This is a genomic window from Psychroserpens sp. Hel_I_66 (assembly GCF_000799465.1).
Taxonomy (GTDB): Bacteria; Bacteroidota; Bacteroidia; order Flavobacteriales; family Flavobacteriaceae; genus Psychroserpens.
Genome location: NZ_JUGU01000001.1, coordinates 3,464,123 through 3,487,059, shown reverse-complemented (window position 1 = coordinate 3,487,059; position 22,937 = coordinate 3,464,123). Strand labels below are relative to the sequence as shown.

General features: G+C 35.5%; 22 protein-coding genes. 15 read left to right on the top strand and 7 right to left on the bottom strand.

All coding sequences use genetic code 11. From position 1 onward, the window contains the following. The first annotated feature begins 35 nt into the window (after positions 1-35). From GQ40_RS15545 to GQ40_RS15490, 12 genes are all read left to right on the top strand, one after another. On the top strand, positions 36-842 hold the full coding sequence (locus GQ40_RS15545; RefSeq protein WP_047552057.1) for a DUF547 domain-containing protein: 807 nt from the start codon (positions 36-38) through the stop codon (positions 840-842). Between the two features lie 468 nt (positions 843-1,310). Continuing rightward, positions 1,311-2,162, top strand: a complete 852-nt coding sequence (locus GQ40_RS15540; protein ID WP_047550481.1) for an RteC domain-containing protein — start codon at positions 1,311-1,313, stop codon at positions 2,160-2,162. 294 nt (positions 2,163-2,456) lie between these two features. Continuing rightward, entirely contained in the window at positions 2,457-2,741 is a 285-nt protein-coding gene (locus tag GQ40_RS15535; protein WP_047550478.1) for a helix-turn-helix domain-containing protein, read from the top strand. A 3-nt stretch (positions 2,742-2,744) separates the two neighbouring features. After that, on the top strand, positions 2,745-3,497 hold the full coding sequence (locus tag GQ40_RS15530; RefSeq protein WP_047550472.1) for a hypothetical protein: 753 nt from the start codon (positions 2,745-2,747) through the stop codon (positions 3,495-3,497). After that, positions 3,481-4,143 (top strand): ATPase, encoded by a 663-nt coding sequence (locus GQ40_RS15525; RefSeq protein WP_047550468.1) that lies wholly within the window; start codon positions 3,481-3,483, stop codon positions 4,141-4,143. Before GQ40_RS15530 ends, GQ40_RS15525 begins: the two co-directional genes overlap by 17 nt. A gap of 114 nt (positions 4,144-4,257) precedes the next feature. Beyond that, entirely contained in the window at positions 4,258-6,756 is a 2,499-nt protein-coding gene (locus GQ40_RS15520; protein WP_197052687.1) for a hypothetical protein, read from the top strand. 135 nt (positions 6,757-6,891) lie between these two features. Further along, a complete protein-coding gene (locus GQ40_RS15515) occupies positions 6,892-7,212 on the top strand; it encodes a helix-turn-helix domain-containing protein (RefSeq protein WP_047550465.1) in 321 nt (106 codons plus the stop codon). Then, the gene (locus tag GQ40_RS15510) at positions 7,205-8,068 is read left to right on the top strand and encodes a DUF4007 family protein (RefSeq protein WP_047550462.1); all 864 of its coding nucleotides are present in this window, start codon (positions 7,205-7,207) and stop codon (positions 8,066-8,068) included. Before GQ40_RS15515 ends, GQ40_RS15510 begins: the two co-directional genes overlap by 8 nt. Then, on the top strand, positions 8,061-11,282 hold the full coding sequence (locus GQ40_RS15505) for an ATP-binding protein (RefSeq protein ID WP_047550460.1): 3,222 nt from the start codon (positions 8,061-8,063) through the stop codon (positions 11,280-11,282). Before GQ40_RS15510 ends, GQ40_RS15505 begins: the two co-directional genes overlap by 8 nt. Beyond that, positions 11,272-12,402 carry a phosphoadenosine phosphosulfate reductase family protein gene (locus tag GQ40_RS15500; protein ID WP_047550457.1) on the top strand — a complete coding sequence of 377 codons (1,131 nt, stop codon included), beginning with the start codon at positions 11,272-11,274 and terminating at the stop codon, positions 12,400-12,402. The genes GQ40_RS15505 and GQ40_RS15500 overlap by 11 nt, the downstream gene beginning before the upstream one ends. Before the next feature lie 12 nt (positions 12,403-12,414). Then, a complete protein-coding gene (locus GQ40_RS15495) occupies positions 12,415-14,184 on the top strand; it encodes an ATP-binding protein (RefSeq protein WP_047550455.1) in 1,770 nt (589 codons plus the stop codon). Continuing rightward, positions 14,144-14,629 (top strand): hypothetical protein, encoded by a 486-nt coding sequence (locus GQ40_RS15490; protein ID WP_156115602.1) that lies wholly within the window; start codon positions 14,144-14,146, stop codon positions 14,627-14,629. The genes GQ40_RS15495 and GQ40_RS15490 overlap by 41 nt, the downstream gene beginning before the upstream one ends. On the opposite strand, the gene GQ40_RS15485 is transcribed toward GQ40_RS15490, so the two are convergent. From GQ40_RS15485 to GQ40_RS15455, 7 genes are all read right to left on the bottom strand, one after another. Beyond that, entirely contained in the window at positions 14,610-15,740 is a 1,131-nt protein-coding gene (locus GQ40_RS15485) for a cysteine desulfurase family protein (RefSeq protein WP_231565585.1), read from the bottom strand. The genes GQ40_RS15490 and GQ40_RS15485 overlap by 20 nt on opposite strands. 166 nt (positions 15,741-15,906) lie before the next feature. Then, positions 15,907-16,959 (bottom strand): ACR3 family arsenite efflux transporter, encoded by a 1,053-nt coding sequence (gene arsB / locus GQ40_RS15480; protein WP_047550449.1) that lies wholly within the window; start codon positions 16,957-16,959, stop codon positions 15,907-15,909. A 1-nt stretch (position 16,960) separates the two neighbouring features. Beyond that, positions 16,961-17,341, bottom strand: coding sequence for a glycine cleavage system protein GcvH (gene gcvH, locus GQ40_RS15475; protein WP_047550446.1), 381 nt, complete (start codon positions 17,339-17,341; stop codon positions 16,961-16,963). Between the two features lie 12 nt (positions 17,342-17,353). Next, positions 17,354-18,127 carry a metallophosphoesterase family protein gene (locus GQ40_RS15470; RefSeq protein WP_047550443.1) on the bottom strand — a complete coding sequence of 258 codons (774 nt, stop codon included), beginning with the start codon at positions 18,125-18,127 and terminating at the stop codon, positions 17,354-17,356. Positions 18,128-18,148: 21 nt separating this feature from the next. After that, the gene (locus GQ40_RS15465) at positions 18,149-18,616 is read right to left on the bottom strand and encodes a DUF6428 family protein (protein WP_047550440.1); all 468 of its coding nucleotides are present in this window, start codon (positions 18,614-18,616) and stop codon (positions 18,149-18,151) included. A gap of 48 nt (positions 18,617-18,664) precedes the next feature. Then, positions 18,665-18,997, bottom strand: coding sequence for an ArsR/SmtB family transcription factor (locus tag GQ40_RS15460; protein WP_047550437.1), 333 nt, complete (start codon positions 18,995-18,997; stop codon positions 18,665-18,667). Between the two features lie 163 nt (positions 18,998-19,160). Then, positions 19,161-19,784 (bottom strand): N-acetylmuramoyl-L-alanine amidase, encoded by a 624-nt coding sequence (locus GQ40_RS15455; RefSeq protein WP_047550433.1) that lies wholly within the window; start codon positions 19,782-19,784, stop codon positions 19,161-19,163. A gap of 189 nt (positions 19,785-19,973) precedes the next feature. On the opposite strand from GQ40_RS15455, the gene GQ40_RS15450 reads away from it, so the two are divergent. The 3 genes from GQ40_RS15450 to GQ40_RS15440 are packed head-to-tail and all read left to right on the top strand — an operon-like array spanning position 19,974 to position 22,937. Further along, the gene (locus tag GQ40_RS15450; RefSeq protein WP_008610937.1) at positions 19,974-20,261 is read left to right on the top strand and encodes a hypothetical protein; all 288 of its coding nucleotides are present in this window, start codon (positions 19,974-19,976) and stop codon (positions 20,259-20,261) included. 2 nt (positions 20,262-20,263) lie between these two features. Further along, complete coding sequence (locus GQ40_RS15445) at positions 20,264-20,548, top strand: hypothetical protein (protein WP_047550428.1); 285 nt, start codon at positions 20,264-20,266, stop codon at positions 20,546-20,548. Next, positions 20,535-22,937 (top strand): TraG family conjugative transposon ATPase, encoded by a 2,403-nt coding sequence (locus GQ40_RS15440; RefSeq protein ID WP_047550425.1) that lies wholly within the window; start codon positions 20,535-20,537, stop codon positions 22,935-22,937. The genes GQ40_RS15445 and GQ40_RS15440 overlap by 14 nt, the downstream gene beginning before the upstream one ends.

Below are 22,937 nucleotides of genomic sequence, written 5' to 3'. Positions count from 1 at the left end.
CGAATTTGAACTTAGATAATAATAAAAACAGAAAAATGAAAATTATAATTAAAACTATTGTTCTACTGTTTATTGTAGGAAGTATTCAGAGCTGCTCACTTTTAGGTGCGGCTGGAATCTCAAGCCAAGGGCAACCAACAAAGAGGGTTGAAGGCAAATTGGTCTCTACGACCGCAAACTCTTCTGTGAATGTTGATCATACGATTTGGGATAATTTGTTGAGGAAGTACGTTAACAATGAAGGTCTTGTTGATTACGAAGGTTTCAAGAAAGATTTTGAGACTTTAGAAGATTACCTGAAAATTCTTTCCACACAAGAGCCAAACGACGATTGGTCTGTGCAGGAATTGCTCGCCTACTACATCAACTCTTATAATGCTTACACAGTAAAACTAATTGTAGAAAATTATCCCGTGAATAGTATCAAGGATATCGATGGACCCTGGACAAAACCTTACGTCCCAATTGATGGTCGGGAAATAACCTTGGCGACTATTGAGAATGGTGTGCTTCGTAAAATGAACGAGCCTCGAATCCATTTTGCCATTGCCTGCGCATCTATGTCGTGTCCCCCATTATTAAACGAGGCTTACACAGCAGGTAAGATAAATGAACAATTAGACCGTGTCACGAAAGATTTCATTAATAATGAAAAATTTAATGAAATTTCAGCAACTAATCCAAAGGTGTCAATGATATTCAAATGGTATGAAAAAGACTATACCGTTAATGGTAAAAAAGATGTCATTGGTTTCATCAATAATTATGTTGATACGAAGATTAACGCTAGTGCTACCCTGCAATATCAAAATTATAACTGGGACTTGAACGAGCAGGAATAATTTCTCTAAATCTAAAATGTTTTGAAAACTTGATAGGGTTTTCAAATTTGGTAATCTTTCTGGCTAACCGAAAAGAGGATACCCATAAAAGTAAGATATGGGAAGCAATCCCTATCGATATCGGTATGGCTTTTTGGGCTATATTGAATGCGATACGAGTGTAGAAAATGAAGTAAAAACCATTAAAATTAATGTATCAAAAAAGTAATTTTAAAAGAAACAAAAAAAAGGGGAAATCATCGAATACCAATATCACAAAAAAAGATAAGTTGGTAGGGATTCTTGCAATAATCCTTGTAGTAATCACTGCATTCCTATTGTTCTATTTTGTTTTTAAAGGGAACATTCATAAGCATTGATTTTTAAGTCTTGTTGGTTATCGACAAAACAAACTAATTTTTAAGCCCCAAAAATTGCCGTGATTTATAATGTGGGTTTTATTTTATTAACAATTAACCCGTATTAAATTTGGAAAATCATATAATTAAAGTAATAGAAGATTACAAAAATGAGATAATAGACATAGAGGAATCGGACCTAAAAGATTTTAATGTCGTTGAAAAGGGAATAACAATCTCAAGAAGATATTTACAAAAACTACGTTTGTGCATTAGAGAGAATAATTTTAAAGATAAAGATGATGAAATAAAATTTTTCAAAAAACACAAACCTTATGTATACAGTAGGTTAAAATTCTACGCAAAACTGTATAATTTTTTGATTAACAGACCTGCGGGAACTATCCAAACTCAACAGATATTCATTGACGAGGAAATTCAGAAGCTTCAAGACAGTAACCGACGAAATATTGACTTTGTTAAATATTACAGGGAAGAATCGACTGTTTTAGATGAGTTTTACTTTTTAAGAGGTAACGACAAAATCAGTCTGGTTTCAAACACCTCTCATTTTTATACAGATGCTGAATTTTCTACAAGCCACGATAACGCCATTGCTAAAATTATGGCCTATGACCTATTAATAAATCATTACGTTCAGGAATTAAGCTATTTAAGGGACCTATCCTACGGTCTTCAAAGTAAGCTAAATACTCTTGCCAACGGTGAGCGCCTTGGCTGGACAGCTTCAAAAACAGACCTTATTGAATTAATTTATGCATTGCAGGCCTCTGGGGCAATAAAAAGTGGTACAGCAGGTATTAAAGAAATGGCTTCAGCTTGCGAGGATATTTTTGAGCTTAAGCTCGGCAATGTATATAGAACCTTTCTGGAAATAAGAGAGCGTAAAATCGACCAAACAAAATTTATCGATAGACTAAAAGCAACTCTTTTAAGGCGGATGGAAGAAACGGACGGTTAACATTTTCAATTTCAACAATGTTAAATTTTTTCCCAAGTTGGGTGGGACTTGGGAAAAAATAAAATTAATTTTATCTATTATCATTTGGCATAGATGATTTTAAGTGACACCTCTAAATCAAACCAATTTAAACCATTGAAAATGAGCAAATAAAAACACCCTACTTGGGTACAACTTGGGATTAAAATCCAATAAACCATCCCAAATTTGTAGAACGAAAGTCAAATCAGGTCAGGGACTATCAAATTAGTTGAAATCGATACGATAGTCCCTTTCCATTAAAACCGTTCTATTATGCCGACAAGTATTATTACCACAGACGACCTTCGGGAATTCAAAATGGAATTGCTCGATGACATTAAACAATTATTGACCAGACAAGCCAGCGGGAAACTCAAAAAATACCTCAAATCTTCTGAGGTTATGGACTTGCTTCAGGTAAGTCCTGGCACATTGCAGAATCTTCGTATCAATGGCACATTGCCTTATACCAAAGTAGGCGGCATTATCTATTACGATACAGAGGAAATTCAAAAAGTGATGGATGCCAACCGTGTGCACCACGGTCTAAACTCTTAAGCGATGAACTATATAAAGCTACTTAATGCGGCTTTTGAGAAGTTCTATTTTGATGACCGGCTTAATCCAACGCATATCAGCCTTTATATGGCGCTATTCCAAGAATGGAATAGCTGTCGCTTTATGGATGAATTCTATGTGAACCGCAGGGATTTGATGCGTTGTGCCAAAATAGGCTCAAAATCCACATATCATAGATGTATCGTCGAGTTAGATTCTTGGCAATACCTAACCTATTTCCCTTCCAATAATCCGTATAAGGGCAGCAAAATTAAGATGGCCATTATTGGGACAAGTGATGAACCTGTTGTGGGACAGTACAATCCCATATTAGAACAACTTGCAGAACAGTACCATCCCAGAGGTGTACCGCTTGAGGGACACCACCATCCCAAAAATGGACAAGTTGTGAACCTACACCGTCCCATAGGTGGACAAGCATTGGTATCTAAAACAAACAATATCAAACAAGAAAACTATATAAAACAGCCAAAGGGCTGGCAGGCCGTTTTTATTTTTTTTGAAGAAAAAGGTTTTGATGCTGATGAAGCAAAAAAATTCTTTGAGCATTACCAAACCCGAAATTGGCAAACAAGCGATGGAAAAGAAATTCGAGATTGGCGGGCTGTAGCCATCAACTGGATGGATAGGACAGAAGTATTCGACGAGGAAAACAAATCAAACAAAAAACAAGCGTCCCAAATCAAGGACAACTTGCGAACCACTAAAAACAAAGATTATGGACAACCCCTCTAAAATAACCGAAGGTGGCGTGGAATACTCGCTTGGAAAATTTGATGGCAAAAGTGTCCTATACGATTTTCCGAAAATATTGATATACTTGAATGCCAAGGGCAAACTTTTGTTTGGCGAAAAGTTTAAGATTTATGATGAAGACAAAGACATTTTGCTGAAGCTCTGTTCCTACTTCATCAAAGACAAAGATAACTGTGAAACCTACGGTATCGATATCGACAAAGGGATTCTACTTTCTGGACCAATTGGCTGTGGCAAAACCAGCTTGATGAAATTATTGCGCAATTTGGTTCCGTTGCAACGTCCTTACGAAATGATTCCTTGCCGGAATGTAACCTTTAGTTTTAACCACTTAGGCTTTAAAACTGTTGAAGAATATGGAAATACCAAATTCTATTGTTTTGATGATTTGGGCGTGGAACCCTTTGGCAGATTCTATGGAAAGGACTTGAATGTGATGGGTGAAGTGCTTTTGTCTCGATACGAGCTCTACCTGCAAACCAAACATAAAATAAAAACCCACGCAACCACAAACCTAAATGCCGAAGAACTGGAAGAACGCTATGGCAATCGTGTTCGTAGCAGGATGCGTGAACTGTTTAACTTGATTGCTTTCGATACAAAAGCTGGTGATAAGAGGAAGTGAATTATGCAATAATTTTAAAGCTTAAAAATCACTAAACTATTTAGAAATAATTGAAAACTATTTTTACGAGCATTCGATTTCGCTATATTAGAAGCTTAAAATTTTTAATTTAATATGACCGACCTATTTGACCAACCTTCAAAAAAAATTAATCATCAAGAACTTTTCTTTAAACTATATCAAGCAAAAGACGAGAATGATTTAATAAGTATTATCAAATCATACCCTTCAATATTCGATGACTCAAACTGGAAACCACTGGGTGGAAATTTTAGTAATTATGGTGTGGTAAAAAACCAACAGTCAAGCCCCATTGCTGCTTTGATAGAGAAAGTAACCAACGCCATTGATGCCATACTAACTAAAGAATGTATTCTTTCAGGAACTGACCCAAAATCTGATGTTGCACCAAGAACTATGGACGAGGCTATTCAAAGGTTTTATCCAGAAAATAATTGGGATTTACCTTCATTTCGCAAAAAACAAGCTGAGAATATTCAAATTATTGCTGACGGGAAGGGACCACGGAACCAGCGGAATCAACATCCAACATCGGTAATTGTTTATGATAACGGTGAAGGTCAACATCCAGAAAAGTTTGAGGACACCTTTCTATCACTACTTCGAGGTAATAAAAATGATATTCACTTCGTACAGGGTAAATATAATATGGGTGGAAGCGGTGCCATTGTATTCTGTGGAAAGAAAAGATATCAGCTCATTGCTTCAAAGCGTTACACGAATGATGGTGGTTTTGGATTTACCTTGGTACGTGAGCATCCTAAAAAAGAATCTGACCAAGCAAAAGAAACCTGGTACGAATACTTGCTCATTGATGAAAAAATCCCATCTTTTACAATAACGAAATTAGACCTTGGCCTCAACAATCGTCAATTTGAAACTGGCACCATATTAAAACTCTATTCGTATCAATTTCCTAAAGGCTATTCTGGTTTTGCCCAAGACCTAAACCAAAGTGTAAATGAGTTTTTATTTCAACCTGCACTACCAATTTTAACGGTCGACACCGCAGAACGTTATCCAAACAATAAAGTTCTCGAAAATGATTTGTTCGGATTAAAAAGACGGTTGGCAGCTGAAGAATCTGAATATCTGGACGAGAGTTTTTCAGAAAATTTTTCAGATGATGTATTCGGAAAGATGAAGGTGTCTTGCTATGTGTTTAAAACTAAGGTAAAGGACTACGACCTTAAGAGAACCAAAAAAATTATACAGGACAGGTATTTTAAAAATTCAATGTCAGTTATGTTCTCACTCAATGGTCAAACTCACGGACATTATACTGCTGAGTTTATAACACGCTCATTGAAGCTCAACCTTCTAAAGAGTCACTTACTTATTCACGTGGATTGCACCGAAATGAAATATAACTTTCGGAAGGAATTATTTATGGCCTCTCGCGACAGACTTAAAGATGGTGACGAAACCCAATTTCTAAGAAGTTATCTAGCTAAAAAACTAAGCGCGAAAGATGGAAGGTTGGCAGAAATAGAAAAGCGTCGAAAACAAGCAGTGGATATTGACACGTCCTCAAACACGAGTGATTTACTAAAAAGCTTTACAAAGAATCTACCCCTTGATTCAGAGTTGGCAAAATTGCTAAACCAAACGTTTAAGCTCGACATTAAAAAGGATAGAAAAACTGAAGGACAAAAGAAACGTACTTCTACTGAAAAAGAACCCACACCTTTTGAACCTAAAAGGTTTCCATCATTTTTTCAAATTGATACTAAAAATAATAATGAAAAAGAGGTCGCCACGATACCACTAAATGGTGAAAAGTCCATTCGCTTTTCCACAGATGTAGCAAATGATTATTTTGATAGGATTGAAGAACCTGGGGATTTAAGGGTTAGTGTGCTCAATATAAAACCAAACGATTCTAATGGCGGAAATAGACCTGGTGAGCCAAAAGAAATAGATGAAGTTTTTAACGTGATAAAAAGTAGCCCGAACAAAGGAAAAATAAGAATCTCTCTTAATCCTAAAGATGAATTGAAAGTTGGCGATAGCGTTCAAATCAAAGCAAGTCTATCATCACCCAATGGTAATATAGAGGAAATGTTTTGGGTTAAAATTGCCGACAATAGTAAACCAAAAGACGAGACGCCTAAAAAAGAAAGCGATAATGATTTGTTGGGATTACCAAAATTAGTTTTTATGTACAAGAACGTAGATGAGAATTCTGATACAGATGTAACTTGGGAAGCGGTAGAAGAAGCTACAAGCCTTGATGTAGATTATTCGACGGTTATGATTCCAGATGCTGAGGGTGATTTACTCAATCGCATTTTTATCAATATGGACAGTACTGTATTGAAGAACTTCAAATCGAAAGAAAGGAATATCAACCAAGAGCAATTAGAACTTGCCAACCGAAAATATTACACCTCGGTATATTTTCATACCCTGTTTCTCTACACTATCAGTAAAAACAGAGGTTATGAGATTAGGCAAAAAGTAGAGGGAAAAGATGATTTAGAACACGTTGATTTGGGTCAATATCTCAAGGATCTGTTTGACCATTACTACTCAACCTTTATTTTAAATTTTGGTGGAATGGAAACTATGATGCAGGGAATTGGCGACTAAAATTAAGTGTTTTCCTGATCAATAATCACAGAGCAGAAATAAAGTCATTATATCTCATCTCAATAGTTGTTAATGGCCTAAATAATCCTATTTTTGTAAGGACAATATTTGTCTTTAAAATAAAATTCAACGGCGATGGAAACATTGGGTGAATATCTCAGAACACTGAGGGAATTGAAAAATCTACCTATAAGAAAAGTTGCGGCTGCGGTAGACATAGACCAATCCACACTTGGTAAATACGAGAGAAATGAGAGGCTTCCTAAAAGAGGGCTTCTTTCTAATTTTGCTTCATTTTTTGATGTTTCCGTATCTGAGTTGGAAAAAAGATATTTAACCGATAAAGTGGTGTTTTCCCTTTTAGAAGAAGAAAACCCAGAGAGTATCTTGGTTGAATGTAAAGACAAATTGATTTATTTAAAAAATAAAAACGGCGAATCGAAAATAAATGAATAAACTAACATTCACAGGACACGAAACATTTCACTGTCGCCATTTTTGGTTGAAGAAGGGCTACGATTATCTTTCTACCGGTCAGTCTTTCAAAAATCCGGATGCCGTAACAGCTTTAGGTGTTGGGAAAAATATGGTAATGTCCATAAATTTCTGGCTGAAGGCTTTCGGTATAAAAAATCAGGAAGGCCAAACAACTGTTTTTGCCAATAAAATCTTTGATAGTAATACAGGATATGACCCACTTTTAGAGTATGAAGGAACCTTATGGTTGTTGCATTATAAATTGTTAGATACCAATTTAGCATCTATTTTTCCTTTAGTTTTCAAAGAATTCAGAAAAAGTAGGGTTAATTCACAATTTACCACTCAACAATTACTTCGTTATTTACTTAGGGCAGCGAGTAACCATCAAACTTCGATAGCTGAAAACTCTTTAAAAAACGACATTAAGGTATTTATAAAAACATATTATTTAGCTGATAAGAACATAAAGGATATGGAAGATGATTTATCATCCATTTTTATTGACCTTAATTTAATCACTAAAGTTACCGATACCGAGGAAGGTTCTGTTTTTCAATTAAAAGTGAGCGAAAGACCAGAGATAGCCAAAGAAATATTTTACTTCTTAATCTTAGATAAATTCCCAAAACATACGTCTATAAGCTTTGATGAAATACATAACAAAATTGGCGATGTATTCGCTTGTTCTTCTGAAGGCACGGAACTCAAGATACAGGAAATCTCAGAAACTTTTAAGGACGTTGTTTATAAAAAGGATGCGGGAAGAAAAGAATTACAAATTAAAAATATCCCTAATAAGTGGGACATATTAGAGCAATATTACGATGCATAAATTTACAACATCCACAAACATTGAACGTGATGTCGTAAATGACATTAATTACGTTGTTACACCCAATGCAAAAAATGTTTTTGAAAGAATAGTGACTGGGTTTCAGCAAGGACATCACTCATTTAATATAATTGGCTCATATGGTACAGGAAAGTCTAGCTTCCTTTGGGCTTTAGAAAAAAATCTTAACGACAAGAAGCCCTACTTTGCTAATCTTAATGGGCAATTTAAAGGATTTGAAAATTTTTCGTTTTTAAAAATTATTGGTGAAGCTTCGCCTTTAACAGACGTATTAAAAAAATCTTTTAAGCTTAAGGAAAACACATCCAATTCGGATCTTATCGATACTATAAGCAAAAGAGCTACATCGCTTAGAAAGAAAGATGAAATACTAGTTGTGTTGATTGATGAGTTTGGTAAATTTCTTGAATATGCAGCCAAGCATAATCCGGATAGCGAATTGTACTTTATACAACAGTTAGCTGAGTTGGCAAATGATTCCAATAGAAATATCATTTTAATTACAACGCTGCATCAAAATTTTGGTTCCTATGCCAATAATTTATCTCAAAACCAAAAGAATGAATGGGATAAGGTAAAAGGAAGACTAATTGATATCTCGTTCGATGAACCTATTGAACAGTTACTTTATTTGGCATCAGCCAGAATAGAAGACCTTGAAATTGAAAGGCCAAAAGACATTGGGTTCGAGGATTTATTCAATAAAATAAACGAGAGCAAGCTCGTAAGTAATTCAGAAACGCTGAACTACGATTTAGCCAATAAGCTTTATCCATTCGATATTTTATCGGCAAATATCTTAGCTCAGACTTTGCAAAAGTATGGCCAGAACGAAAGGTCTCTATTCTCTTTCTTGGCAAACAGTCAAGTTTTCTTTGATAAAATAGATAAGGACAACCACACCTTTTTTAGTGTAGCCGATGTGTTTGATTATCTAACGCTTCATTTAACAAGCGAATTAGAAGACAGATATTCAAACCCTCATAAGCCTCAATGGAACACAATTGTTAAGGCATTGGATAAAGCTGAAGCTATTAATGATTTTGGATATGAGAACTTGGCAAAAATCATAAAAACCATAGGTCTGGTAAATTTATTCGCAAAGTCTTTTGGTAAACTCGATAAAACTTTCTTAGAATATTATGGAAAATATGCATTGAATATTCCTGATTCTGAGCAATACATTGAAAAATTAATAAGTCAAAAAATAATTAAGTTCTATAATTATCGTAATAAGTTTTTCTTCATTGACGGAACTGACGTGGATATAGAGCAGGAATTAATAGATGCTAATTTCCATATCGACACTGCTATCAATATTGCTTCAAAAACCAAACATTACTTTAAAGAAAAATATCACTTTGCAAAGGAAGCCTATTTTGAAATAGGTACACCAAGATTTTTTAAAGTAAACATATCTAATCATATTGAAAATATTAATCCAGAAGGGGAAATTGACGGTTATGTGCATATAATCCTTAATAAGGATATAAAGCTAAAAGATTTAAAAAATAACGATACGCAACAACCAGCACAACTATATGTAGTTCTCAAAAACTTCGAGTTTGTAAAATCACGTATATACGAGATTGAAAAGATGGACTTTGTATTGCGAAAGTACTCAGAAGATAATGTGGTCAAGAAAATACTAACCGAAGAAAAGGCTTACGAAGTACAAAAATTACAAAAACTTTTAGAGCACGGCATCTATGAAAAATCTAACGCAGACTGGTTCTACAATGGTAAAAAACTCAAGATTGACTCAAAAGTTTCCTTAAACAGGAATCTCTCTCAAATATCAAAAAAAGAGTACCCTTCGACACCTCGATATTTGAATGAAATGGTCAACAAGGAATACTTAAGCACCCCTGTTTTAACCGCAAGAAAAAATTTATTGAAGGATTTGCTTGAGCATAGTGAAAAGGAAAACTTAAATTATGATGACCGCAAGTTTCCACCACAGAAGTCTATTTATTTAGGGCTTTTAAAAGAGACCGGAATTCACAGAGCTCATAACAACGCGTATATCCTAACCGAACCTACAGATCCTACATTTAATCCTCTTTGGTTACATTGTGAAAATTTCTTAGAGGATTCAAAACATATTAAAAAGAACTTGTCAGAACTATACGAATCACTATCAAAAAAACCATTTAAGCTTAAAAAAGGATTTATAGACTTTTGGATTCCTATATTTCTCATAATCAAAAATCAAGACTACGCCCTTTTTCATAAGGCTTCTGGATACGTACCTTACCTAACAAGCGAGGTTCTTGACCTTGTACACAAAAAACCTTCTGATTATGAATTGAAATCATATAAAATTGAAGGTGTCCGGCTGAACCTTTTCAATAAATATAAAGAAATTACTGGTGTTGATGCGTCAAGCAATAAACCAGAAAGTTCACTAATTTCTATTTTCAGTAGTTTCATAGCATTTTATAATGCACTTCCCGAATACGTTAAAAAAACCAATCGATTAAGCCCATCGTCTAAAGGTTTAAGGGATGCTATTGCTTCCGCTAAAGACCCAGAGAATGCACTACTATCAGAAATACCAAAAGGATTAGGCTACAAAAACATTAACCTCGAAGAAAATGATGCTGAAATTCTAAACGGTTTTATTGAGCGCTTAAACGATTCCATTAATGAAATACGAATTGCCTACGAAGGGTTGTTAAACAGATTTGAAGAGAATATTTGCGACACTTTAAACTTGAATAGTAATAATTTCACTACCTACAAAAGCAAAATTCAAGCGCGTTATAAGTCTTTGAAACCGCATTTGTTGATTCAAAAGGAAAAGGTCTTCCTTAACCGCATAATGTCTAAACTTGACGAACGTGATTCTTGGTTAAAATCGATTGCCGATGTGATTCTTGGCAAGTCAGTTGAAAAAATGAATGATGAGGACGAAGCGCTATTAATGGATAACACAAGAAAGGTTTTTTCAAATTTAGACAACCTATTAGAGCTACATTCTTTAGCGGATGATGTAGATAATGAAGTGTTACAGTTCCAATTCACGGATGTTTCTGGTAAAACGGTAAAGCAAAATATTGTTTTAAGTCCTTCAGACGAAAAGTACGTTTCAAAACTACAGAAAGATTTGGCCCGGGTGTTGTCCAAAAATGAAAAATTGAGCGCAGCTGCTATTATTAGATATTTAAAAAATTTGCACGATGAAAGTTAAACACGTACTTGGTATCTCAGGCGGAAAAGATAGTGCTGCCTTAGCGCTTTATCTCAAAAACCTATATCCAGATTTGGATGTAGAATATTATTCTTGCGACACAGGGAAAGAGTTAAAAGAGACCTATGAGCTTGTGGAAGCCCTAAACAGTAAATTGGGCAAGGACATTAAAACAATTTTTGCTGTTGAACCAGAAAAAGAGACCCCTTACAAAACTACATTTGACCATTTCTTGGCCGAATACGGCGGATATCTTCCCTCATCAACTGCAAGGTGGTGCACAAAAAAGCTAAAATTGGAACCCTTTGAGAAATACATAGGTGATGAGCCCACAATATCATATGTAGGGATACGAGGTGATGAAAACAGAGAGGGTTACATATCCAAAAAAACCAACGTTCAATCTATTTTTCCATTTAGAAAAAATATCTGGAGTGAAGATGTTATTAAAGAAGTTTTGGCTAATAATAATATTCCAAAAGTAGCAAGGCTTTATGACAATCTTAGTCCAAGTCATCTAAAAGAAGATATACTCAAGAGAGTCAACCAGCCTATTTCACCAAACTTTCGGCAAGGACAAAAATTAGAATTCCTTTTAAACAGCGATATCAAATTATTCAATCGAGTTGTTTTTCATTATCTAAAAGAAAATACTGATTATCCCATAGCGCTTTTAGACGATTTCCCTTTAATAGAGAATGATGAAGTTTTAGTATTGGATGATATTTTCAAAATACTCGATGATAGTGGTGTTGGGATACCTGCATACTACATAAAAAAATCATACCAAGTAAAAATTGACGGTAAATTAGAAACCGGCACTTACTCACGTAGCAGGTCTGGTTGCTTTTTTTGTTTTTACCAGCAGAAAATAGAATGGGTCTGGCTACTTGAAAACCACCCTGCCCTATTCGATAAAGCCAAAGAATATGAAAAGGATGGTTACAACTGGATGGATACTGAAACATTAGAGGAACTATCCAAACCCGAACGTGTTCAAGCAATCAAGAAAGAACATTTCACTAGAATGAAAAGACAGCTAAGTAAAAGGAACACTAACAGCTGGAAAGATGAAATTATTGAAGCAGAAGGCCTTGGTTGTGCCAGTTGTTTCATTTAAAATATAAATATTATGAGTGATAAAATTGATTTATCCATAGATGCCGGTAGGCTTCTATTTGGATTGAGCAGAATTGGCTATACAACCTCTGCTGCCATTTGCGATATCATAGATAACTCTGTAAGGGCTAATGCAAATAATATAAACCTCTTAATCAAAAAAGAACGCGAAGACTTTTCCGACTATAAAAGGAACAATGTCAAGGAATATATCATCATAGATGATGGTGATGGTATGGACGAAGGTGCAATCGAAGAGGCATTAAAACTCGGTTCAACAGATGACCATTATGATGACAAATCGCTATCGAAATTTGGATTAGGCCTAAAATCCGCTTCTTTTTCGCAAGGTGATGTTCTTAAAGTTATTTCTTCAAATGGAACGGGATTTAACAAGTATGAAGTCTCTCTACCAAAAGTAATGGAAGCAAAAGAATATTTTGCTGAAAAGACTGAAATTGAAGAGAATGAATCTGAACTGATTGAAACCTATCTAAAAGAAGGTAAGGGTACCATCATTATCATTTCTGAAATTAGACTAAACAACCATCCGAGTGTCAGAAACACCATTAAAGAACTTAAGACAAAAGTTGGTGTAATCTATTTCTATTTCCTTTCTGAAAGCGGTGTGAATATTACCATTGGTGATAAAAAAATTGATGCAATTGACCCATTGTTTATTTCTGAAGCCAACGAAAATGGAAATTTGAACGAAAATGAATGGGATGGAACTGAGGTACGATGGATTGAGAAACCAAAAGAACTTACTCTTGACGATGAACTGGAAATAAATGTAACTATTGAAATTACCCAACTTCCCTATCCACCTATCTATAGAATTAAAAATATAGGCGAATCAAGAGACAAAGAAGTTCGCGAAAGATATTTAATTGAGGCTGGTAACTACGGTTTCTATGTTTACAGAAATAAAAGACTCATATCCTGGGCTTCAAACCTACAAGGCATAATCCCATACGACCAAGATTTTTATGCCTTTAGGGGAAGAATACTCATCAATGACGAGGCAGACGATTTCTTTAATATTGATGTAAAAAAATCTTCGCTGACTCTTTCTGAAGAAGCATTTAGGAACATAAGCGATTTTACCAAAGAAGCCAAAAGCAAAAGCAAAGCAGCTTGGAAAAATGCCGGAAAGATTAGTCGTGACATTATAAATAAAGCACCTAATGAAATCGCAAATAAGCTATTAGATGAATTTGAACAGATAGAGATTCTGCCAGGTGATGACCTACCTGATGAGGAAATAGCCTTAGAACGATTAAAGGCGATAACCGATGATATGACCTCAAAAATCAAGTGGATAATTAAAATGATGAAAGAGGATAAGGGTGAAGAAGTGGACGATACTGTTGACGATGACTATACAGAAGACGAAAAGGAAGAGGCCATTAAAGGCGAAAAGAACGCTAACCTCACTAAAATATTCAGGGTATCATCTGTTGAAGACAATCTGCTTTGGGAACCTTACTATGATACCGATTTAGGTAATTGTGTAAGGATTAATAAAATTCATCGGTTTGCAAGATTAATCTATGAGGATAATGCAGAGAACAGAGATTTACAGATTCTCTTTGATTTAATGATGCTTCAGTTTGCCGATTCCGAATTATACGCCTATAAAAATATTGGAAAATATGAGTACGACGACCTTAAAGTTATTTTGCGAGAGTCCAGAAGAATAGTATCAGAATTTCTAGCTAATATGTGCAGAAAACTAGAAAATGACTTACCGCCAAATTATAGCGACGAGAAGTATGCTTGAAACTAGTATCCTCGGCGCATTCAATGGTGCCGACCAAGCCTATATCTATATTTGGCTTTCGAAAAAACACAAAATAGTGTACGTGGGAATGACCAATAGTTATACAGGAACAATTGGAAGAGCAGGTGCTCATTTTAACAGAACAGGGACTCTCAGAAAGCGATTTAATGAAGCTAAGGGCTACGAAGTCAATGATGTTGATGACATCCTTCTTTTATCTTTTCCACTACCAAAATCAAGAGAATTTACCTCTGTAGAAAAATCCTATAGAGAGGCTGTAGAATACCTTGTACAGAAAGAACTTATATTATTGCGAGGAAAACTCAACCCTACTTTTGATGTTATTTCTTGGGTAAGGTTGAGTCCTAGAACTGGGAATTCGAGAATCAAGAAATTAGCTGCTTCAATAGTAGAATCTTTTGAAACTAATTATTCCCGCTTTTAATAGCATTGAGCAAAACATCTAATTGTGATTGAGTTGTGGGACTTCCAAAACTTATCCTGATGCTACTATCTGCTTTTTCCTTACTCAATCCCATACTTTTAAGAACGTGAGATTGTTCTATTAATCTAGAGTTGCAGGCAGAACCCATCGACACCGAAACTGAATTTTTGTTCTTTAAGATAAATGACTCAGCGTCCTGATTTATAAGTTGTATATTGAGAATGTAAGGACTTCTACTAGCTGATAATCCGTTAACAGCTGCTCGTTTAGATTGATACAGTTCTACTTGCAAATAACTATTCAAATGGTGAATCCTATTATAATTGCTTTCTAATTTTGTCATCGCAAGTTCACTTGCTTTTCCTAAACCAACAATTCCTGGTACATTTAGAGTTCCTAAATTAATAGATTCAATACGTTGTTTAACCAATGTACCCGATTTTGTTGTAGCGGTTGTTTTTACCAATAAGCCACCAATGCCTTTAGGTCCATAAATTTTATGGGCATTGAAACATAATAAGTCTATGTTTTCCTCTTGGAAATTCAACGGAAGTTTTCCGTAAGATTGAGTTGCATCCGTAAAAAACAGAACATTCTTCTTCTTACAGATGGCGCCAATGTTCTTGACATCGGCAATCACACCGGTTTCATTGTTAACGTGCATCAAGGCCACAAGTATTGTATCTTCCTTAATACTATGTTCCAGTAAGCTTATATCTATTTTTCCATTTTCATCAACCTCAAGATAAGTTACCTGAGCACCGACTTTTTCCAAATCTTTACAGGTATCCAAAACTGCCTTATGTTCTGCGTTGGATGTGATTATATGGTTTCCTTTATCTAAATTGTTATAGAAAACTTGACTAATGGCCAATTTGATGGATTCAGTTGAACCACTTGTAAAAAACACCTCACTCTCTTTACAGTTTACAAGCTTGGAAATTTGATTTTTGGCATTTTTAACCGCCTTAGAAGCTATTACACCTTGCTTATGTGTACTGCTAGATGCATTTCCATAATGATTAAGGAAGTATGGGGACATTGCCTCGTAAACTTCTTGTTTTACGGGTGTAGTTGATGCAAAATCAAAATAAATTGGTTCTTTGTTCACTCTCTTCAAATAACAACTGCAAAGTTAAAAATATAATTGCCAATAACTGCTTTAAACAAAAATCTAAGAGAACGTTCATAAAAAATTTATTAGATATTAGGATATAAAAATAATAAAGAAAGATAAATTACTACAGGTTGGTAATATTTAAATGTTTCAGCTTCTATCAATTTAGAGTTCGGGTTTTACCATAATATTTTTTCCGCAGCCAAAAGGAAACACGAACCAATAAAATCAATGCAGGAACTTCAACCAATGGACCTATAACACCTGCAAAAGCTTGTCCTGAGTTCAACCCAAAAACTGCAATGGCAACGGCAATCGCTAACTCAAAATTATTTCCTGCGGCAGTAAATGCAACTGCTGCTGTCTTGTCGTATTCTGCACCTGTTGCTTTGGTAAAGAAAAAGCCGATGATAAACATTAGCGTAAAATAAATGAGCAAGGGAACTGCAATAATCACTACGTCCATTGGAATTTCCACAATCAGTTCGCCTTTGAGTGAGAACATAACTACAATGGTAAAGAGCAATGCAATTAAAGTCATTGGTGAAATGGTAGGAATGAATTTATTTGTGTACCAATCTTCGCCCTTTAATTTCACTAAAATTAGTCTGCTCAATATTCCCATCACAAAAGGAATACCTAAATAGATGGCTACACTTTCAGCGATAGTGCCAATTGAGATATCCACAATAGCGCCTTCAAATCCAAAATAAGGCGGAAGTACAGTTATGAAAATCCACGCATAAAAACTATATGCAAAGACTTGAAAAATACTGTTCAAAGCGACCAGACCAGCACCATACTCGCTACTTCCTTCAGCGAGGTCGTTCCACACCAAGACCATCGCGATACAACGTGCCAAGCCTATTAGAATAAGTCCAACCATATATTCGGGATAATCGCGTAGAAACGTGATTGCCAAAACGAACATCAAAATAGGCCCAATTACCCAATTCAAAATAAGGGATATGGAAAGGATTTTTGTGTTTTTGAAAACTTTAGGTAAGAGCGCATAATTGACCTTTGCCAAAGGTGGGTACATCATCAATATTAAGCCTATCGCAATAGGAATATTCGTTGTTCCGCTACTGAATGAATTTATGATGTTGGGAAATGTTGGAATGAAATACCCAATTCCAACGCCTAATGCCATTGCAACAAAAATCCAAAGTGTAAGGTTTCTATCGAGAAAGCCTAATTTTTTCTTAGCCATATTATTTATTGATTGATTTTTGATAAGCCTCGTAGCTCAAAAGATTTGAAAGCTCGTTCAGGTCACTAACTTGCATTTTGACCATCCAACCTTCGCTAAAAGGTTTTTCATTAACAAGTGTTGGGTTTTCAAGTAGATTCTCGTTGACTGAGGTAATTTCGCCAGAAAGTGGCATAAATAAATCACTTACAGTTTTTAGTGCTTCGACAGAACCAAAAACTTCGTCTTGTTCAAACTCATCGCCCAGGTTTGGCAAGTCAACATAGACTATCTCGCCAAGTTCACTTTGTGCAAAAGTGGTAATGCCAACTGTTCCAGTATCGTTTTCAATTTTTATCCAAGTGTGTTCTTTCGAAAAATATAGATTATCAGATGCTTCCATTTTTGCAAAGTTTTAATATCCGTTTCTCAAATTATCAGCATAGCTGTTGGGTAAAATACTGTCTTCGACCGCCTTTGCCGCTTTCTCGATATCGTACTCAAACTTTACGAATTCTACAGAAATACTGTCCTTATCTTTAACTGAAGCATTCTCGTTGATATCTAAAATGACGTAACTACCTCGATTATCGCTGTCTTTGGGTTTGCCAATTGACCCGATATTGATAGCGTGCCGAAAATGTGACGTACTTTCATCTGCCGAATCGAAAGTTCTGTGATAAGGTTTATGGGTATGACCAAAGCACATCACATCAGCATCGGCTTGTTCCATTATGCGAGTCATACTTTTCTCTGCCCTATCCTCGAAAAGATATTCATTTATTTTTCGTGGACTACCGTGTACCAGTAGCACATTCAACTGGTCTTCGTTCAATTGAAATTCCAATTTAATATGGGCTGGAAGTGTTCTCAGATACGCTCTGTTTTTATCATTAACCAATTCGTTGGTCAAAGAAATTGAAACCTTCCCATTTGCTTTTTCTTCATCAGTTTTATAGGCGCAACCGCAATCATCGCTTTTCCTGCCAATACCAAAGTCATAATTGCCGGCGATGGTCGGTATTTTTCGCTTTCTAATTTCCTCGATGACCTCATTGGGCCAAACATTATAACCCACCAAATCGCCAAGGCAGTAGATGGCATCGTATTCCCTGTTTTCCAAATCTTTAAAAAATGCTTGTAATGCAGGTAAGTTTGAATGAATATCGCTGAATAGTATTATTTTCATTGTGAAGTGTTTTTTAAAAGTTTAGCAACAACCACTTCCTGGTGCGCAAGAAGTTGAAGTTTGAATTTCAGATAATTTCATTTTTGGTTTTTCCGTTGGAATACCACATTGGTCTTTGGCCAAACAGTCCGTTTGTTTGGTCGTCAACAGAAAATTGCTTCCGTCAAAATCAAGTCCGAATTTACCGATGGTCTCGGCTTGGTATTCCACTTCAATTTCTAAATCTTCTATACCCAATATTTTCTCTGAAAGCTCAATGATGTTCAATAGTTTTTCTGGATGTAACCTGTGGTCATAGTCGTTTGCATTCCAAAGCTGAAAATTGGCAACTTCTTCGTTGCGTACTGTTCCACCGCAGTCGATAAAGTGTTTTGTAATCTTCCCTACTTCGGTAACGTGAAAATGGCTGGGTACTAAATCGCCGTTTGGTAGTTGGAAAGCAATTCTGTCCAATTGGGTAAGTTGTCTTTTAACTTCTGATAGTTTCATAATTATATAAGTTTATCGCAATAAAACGATTAAATAGTTTAAATTTTTTTAGCAACATTCATCTTTTGGTAACAAATCCTGTCCCAAAAACGCTGTCATAATATCCTTCATCCCTTTCCAGTTTTCAATGTCTATACAATAGCAAACACTCGTACCCTCAACTGTTCCTTTAATAAGTCCTAAATACTTTAATTCCTTTAAATGTTGGGAAATTGTGGGTTGAGCCAAGCCTATTTCCTTTACCAAATCGCCACAGAAACAAGTGTCAATTTTAAAAAGATGTTGCAATATGGCAACTCTTGCGGGATGTCCAAATGCTTTCGCAAAAACCGATATTTGGTTTTGCTCATCTGTAAATATTTCGGTTTTGGCCAATCCCATTTCGTCACTATATTAATTCATTGCAATATTACGATTAATATTTAAATCGTCAAAATTATTTTATCGCATTAAATTCTTCATCTCTCTGAAATAAGCAAAAATAAGTTGCTTTATGCTTCTAATAATTTCGATAAACAGTTCTTTCATAACCTCATTTTTTAATTTATAATTTCTTTAAAATTGATAGCGCAATGGTGAGCACATTTTCTTTTCTAATTAAATACTGAGCTTCATCTACATTGCTTAAAAAGCCCAATTCTATTAGTATCGCAGGACAATAATCTGCTGTTTCCCTCAGCACTTGAAAGTTGGCAAACTTTATACCTCGACTTTCACAACCAATTGCTTTACAAAGTGCGCTTTCAATTTGATAGCCTATAAAAACCGATGCCTTAGAGAACCTTTCTTGTTTTCTCAAAGCATAAACTTCAATCCCTCTCGCATCCGGATTATCAGAATGATTGCAATGTAGAGAGACAAATAAATCTGCTTTAAGAGCTCTCGCCAGCTTGGTTCTGTCAGATAAAGAAATGAGCGTATCACTATACCTCGTTAAATAAATATCGAGTGGTTTTTCCAAATTGTTATTTAACCTCGAAATCTCATTTGCAATGGACATAACCACATCCTTTTCTTGGATGCCATTTATACCTACTGCACCAGAATCTTTTCCGCCGTGTCCAACGTCAATTACAATTCGTTTTTGAGCATTCAATTCTTGTCCAAAAATGACACACACTTTTAAGAGCAAAATCACAAAACTGACGTTTTTGAGCACTTTTTTCATTTTCAATTTTCAGGTTATCAACAACTTCCCTTCAAAATTCCATAGGATTTGATACCAAATAATAGCAACGGAATTCAAACAATATCAAATAATATTTTATTCACAAATATTTGATTTTCAGTTATTTATATTCAAATATATGTAAATTTCCAATAACGAAAATGAACTAAAAATTTAAACTTTTCCGTTATGAAAAAATCACACTATTTAGCATCCATTCTTTCGCTCTTATCCACTTCGCTTTTTGCTCAAATTGGTGGCATTGAAGATTCAGTTAATGATGTTGGCGACACTATCCGAACTATTTTTCCAATACTACTCGGTGTAATCTTCCTTGTAGGTTTCCTGTTCAACGCAGGACATTTTTTTGGGGAAAATGCAGATTTAAAAAAGGGGATTACCCGAGTTTTAGTGTTTGTATTGATTGCAGGTGCGGTAGTTGGTATCTTCACTTATTTAATAGGAATCGTAGTGTAAAGATGAAACGGTTCGAGGTCTATAAAAACATCAGGAAAAGGGCGGTCATTTTTGGGCTGCCCATTTCCCTATTTGCCTTGATGATGGTTTCCATTTTGGCTTCGCTGCTCATCATCATCTTCTCTTTCAGCTTCGGAATAATAATAGGTGTGTTTGTTTTCAACGCTTCCCTTTATGTGGCGCTAACGAGAATAGCACATAATCCACAGCTTTTCCAAATGGCAAACGCTTTCCCAAAAATCATTAGTAACAAAAGAAACTCTGGCTTCGATTATGAACAAGATTAACCTTTCGGCATATCAACCTATTGTAGATATTCAAGACAATATCGTATTTGCCAATAATGGCAATGTTATTCTGTGCTACAAAGGAAATCTGCCGGAAATCTACTCGTTATCTGAAAAGGATTTTGAAGATATGCACGGTGCTTGGTTTCAGGCATTAAAGTCATTGCCAGTTGGTACTGTGGTTCATAAACAGGATATCTACCTGAAGAAATCCTATTCATCAGAACAACTTCCGAATACAACCTTTCTGGAAAAGGCTACCCACGAACATTTTAAAGGTCGTGGACATATCGAGCACAGCTGCTATTTGTTCTTCATCTTGACCAAAAATAAGGCACTCAACAATCCGAAATACGTCAATCCGTTCCGAAAAATTTCAAAGGGAATCGTACAGGAACTGGATGACAATATCAAGAGTTTCGCCAACTCGGTAAGCGATTCCGTTTCCTTTATCAACAATAGCCGAAAAATGGATTTTGTTTCGCTTAAAGCGGAAGACATTCAGCAATTAACAAGTGCCTATTTCAATGGTTTTAATGAAGGCTACGATACCGATATTTTATTGGACAAAAAAAGCGTCAATATTGGCGAAAACCATTTTGATGCCCTTGCCATCAATAGCGAACTGTGCTTTGGCGAAAGTGTACAGAGTAGCAAAACCAATGAGAAATTCACTTCTGACGATTTTGTATTTCATCAAGGGTTTATTGATGGCTTAGGGCTTACGCTTAACGAGAACCATATCGTTAATCAGATTTTGTATTTGGATGACAAACAAAAGTGGCGTAAGCTGCTCGACAAGAAGATTGAAGAACTCAATAAGAGTTCCAATTTCGGTTCACAAAACAAAGTGGTACTTGGTAAAATTCAGCACATCCTTGACCAAATAAATGCCGATGATAATGCCAGAATCATTCGTGGTCATTTGAACATAGTGTACTGGTCTAAAGATGCCAAAGAGCTTGACAAGATAACTTCAAAAATCAAAACTGAATTTAAAGAATTGGATATCATCCCGTATTATCCACGAGGCGAAGAACGTAAAAACTATATTCTAAATAGTTACTGCTGCTTTTCATCCAACTTTTCAAACAACGATTTATATGTAACCGATTTAAAACACGCGCTCTGCTTGTTCATCAATAACACCAACTATAAAAGCGATAATATCGGAATCATCTTTAATGACCGTGAACATAACATTCCTGTTCTGAAGGATGTTTGGGACGAAAAGAAGAAACGCATCAAGGCAAGGAACTTTGCCATTTTCGCGCCAACTGGCGAGGGCAAATCCTTTTTGGCCAATAACATTTTGCGCCAGTATTTTGAAAGTGGTGTTCGTTTGGTCATTATCGACTTAGGTGGCTCGTACACCAAATTCGCAAAGCTCTATCCTGAAAAATATACGGTGCTTCGCTACGAAAGCGGAAAGAACTTAGGCATCAACCCATTTTACATAAGTGATACAAATGACCTCACACCAGAACGCTTGGAAGACTTATCCGTTTTCCTATTTGAACTCTTTGCTTCAGATTTAAAAGTTACGAAAGCACAATCGGTTTCCGTTAAAAAGATACTACGCCATTATTATGATAGTACTTCTGAAAATCACTCGTTAGATGGTTTTTACAGCTTTATAGAAAGGAATCAGGAAGACCTTCTGAGCACTTTAAAAATCCATCCCGACTACTTCAATGTCACGAGCTTCTTGCACGTAATGTCAGAATATGTCGGCGATGGTCTATATAGCTTTCTATTTGAAGTAAGCGAAGACCAAACCTATAAAATCGAAGACAAACGATTAATAGTTTTTGAGCTTGACGAGGTAAAGGATAATAAGGAAATCTTGTCTGTAATGTTGAAGCTGATAAAGTCAGCCATCCAAAGAACCATTTGGAAAAATAGGGCTGAAAAAGGAATTATCCTATTTGATGAGTTTGCCAAACAGCTGAAGTTTGAAAATGTACTGGAAAGTGTAGAATTCTACTATCAAGCTATCCGTAAACAGAATGGTGCAATCGGTATCATTCTACAATCCATCAACCAGCTGCCCAACAATTCAACTTCAGCAAGTATTCTCGAAAATACGCAAGTCATTTATAGCTTAAATAACGAAAAAGGTTACGACGAATTGGTTAAAAGGCTCAATCTATCCAGCCACGATTTAAACCAATTAAAATCGATTAAAAACAACCTTTCTGGTCCACGCAAATACACCGAAATGTTCATCAAAATTGGTAGGGAAAGTAACATTTTCCGGCTTGAAGTTCCGAAGGAAGTGTACGCAGCTTACCTGACCGATGGACAGGAAAATGAAGAAATAATGAAGCTCTACAACGAATATAACGATATGCAAAAAGCAATAATTCAATTCACATCTAAAACATAA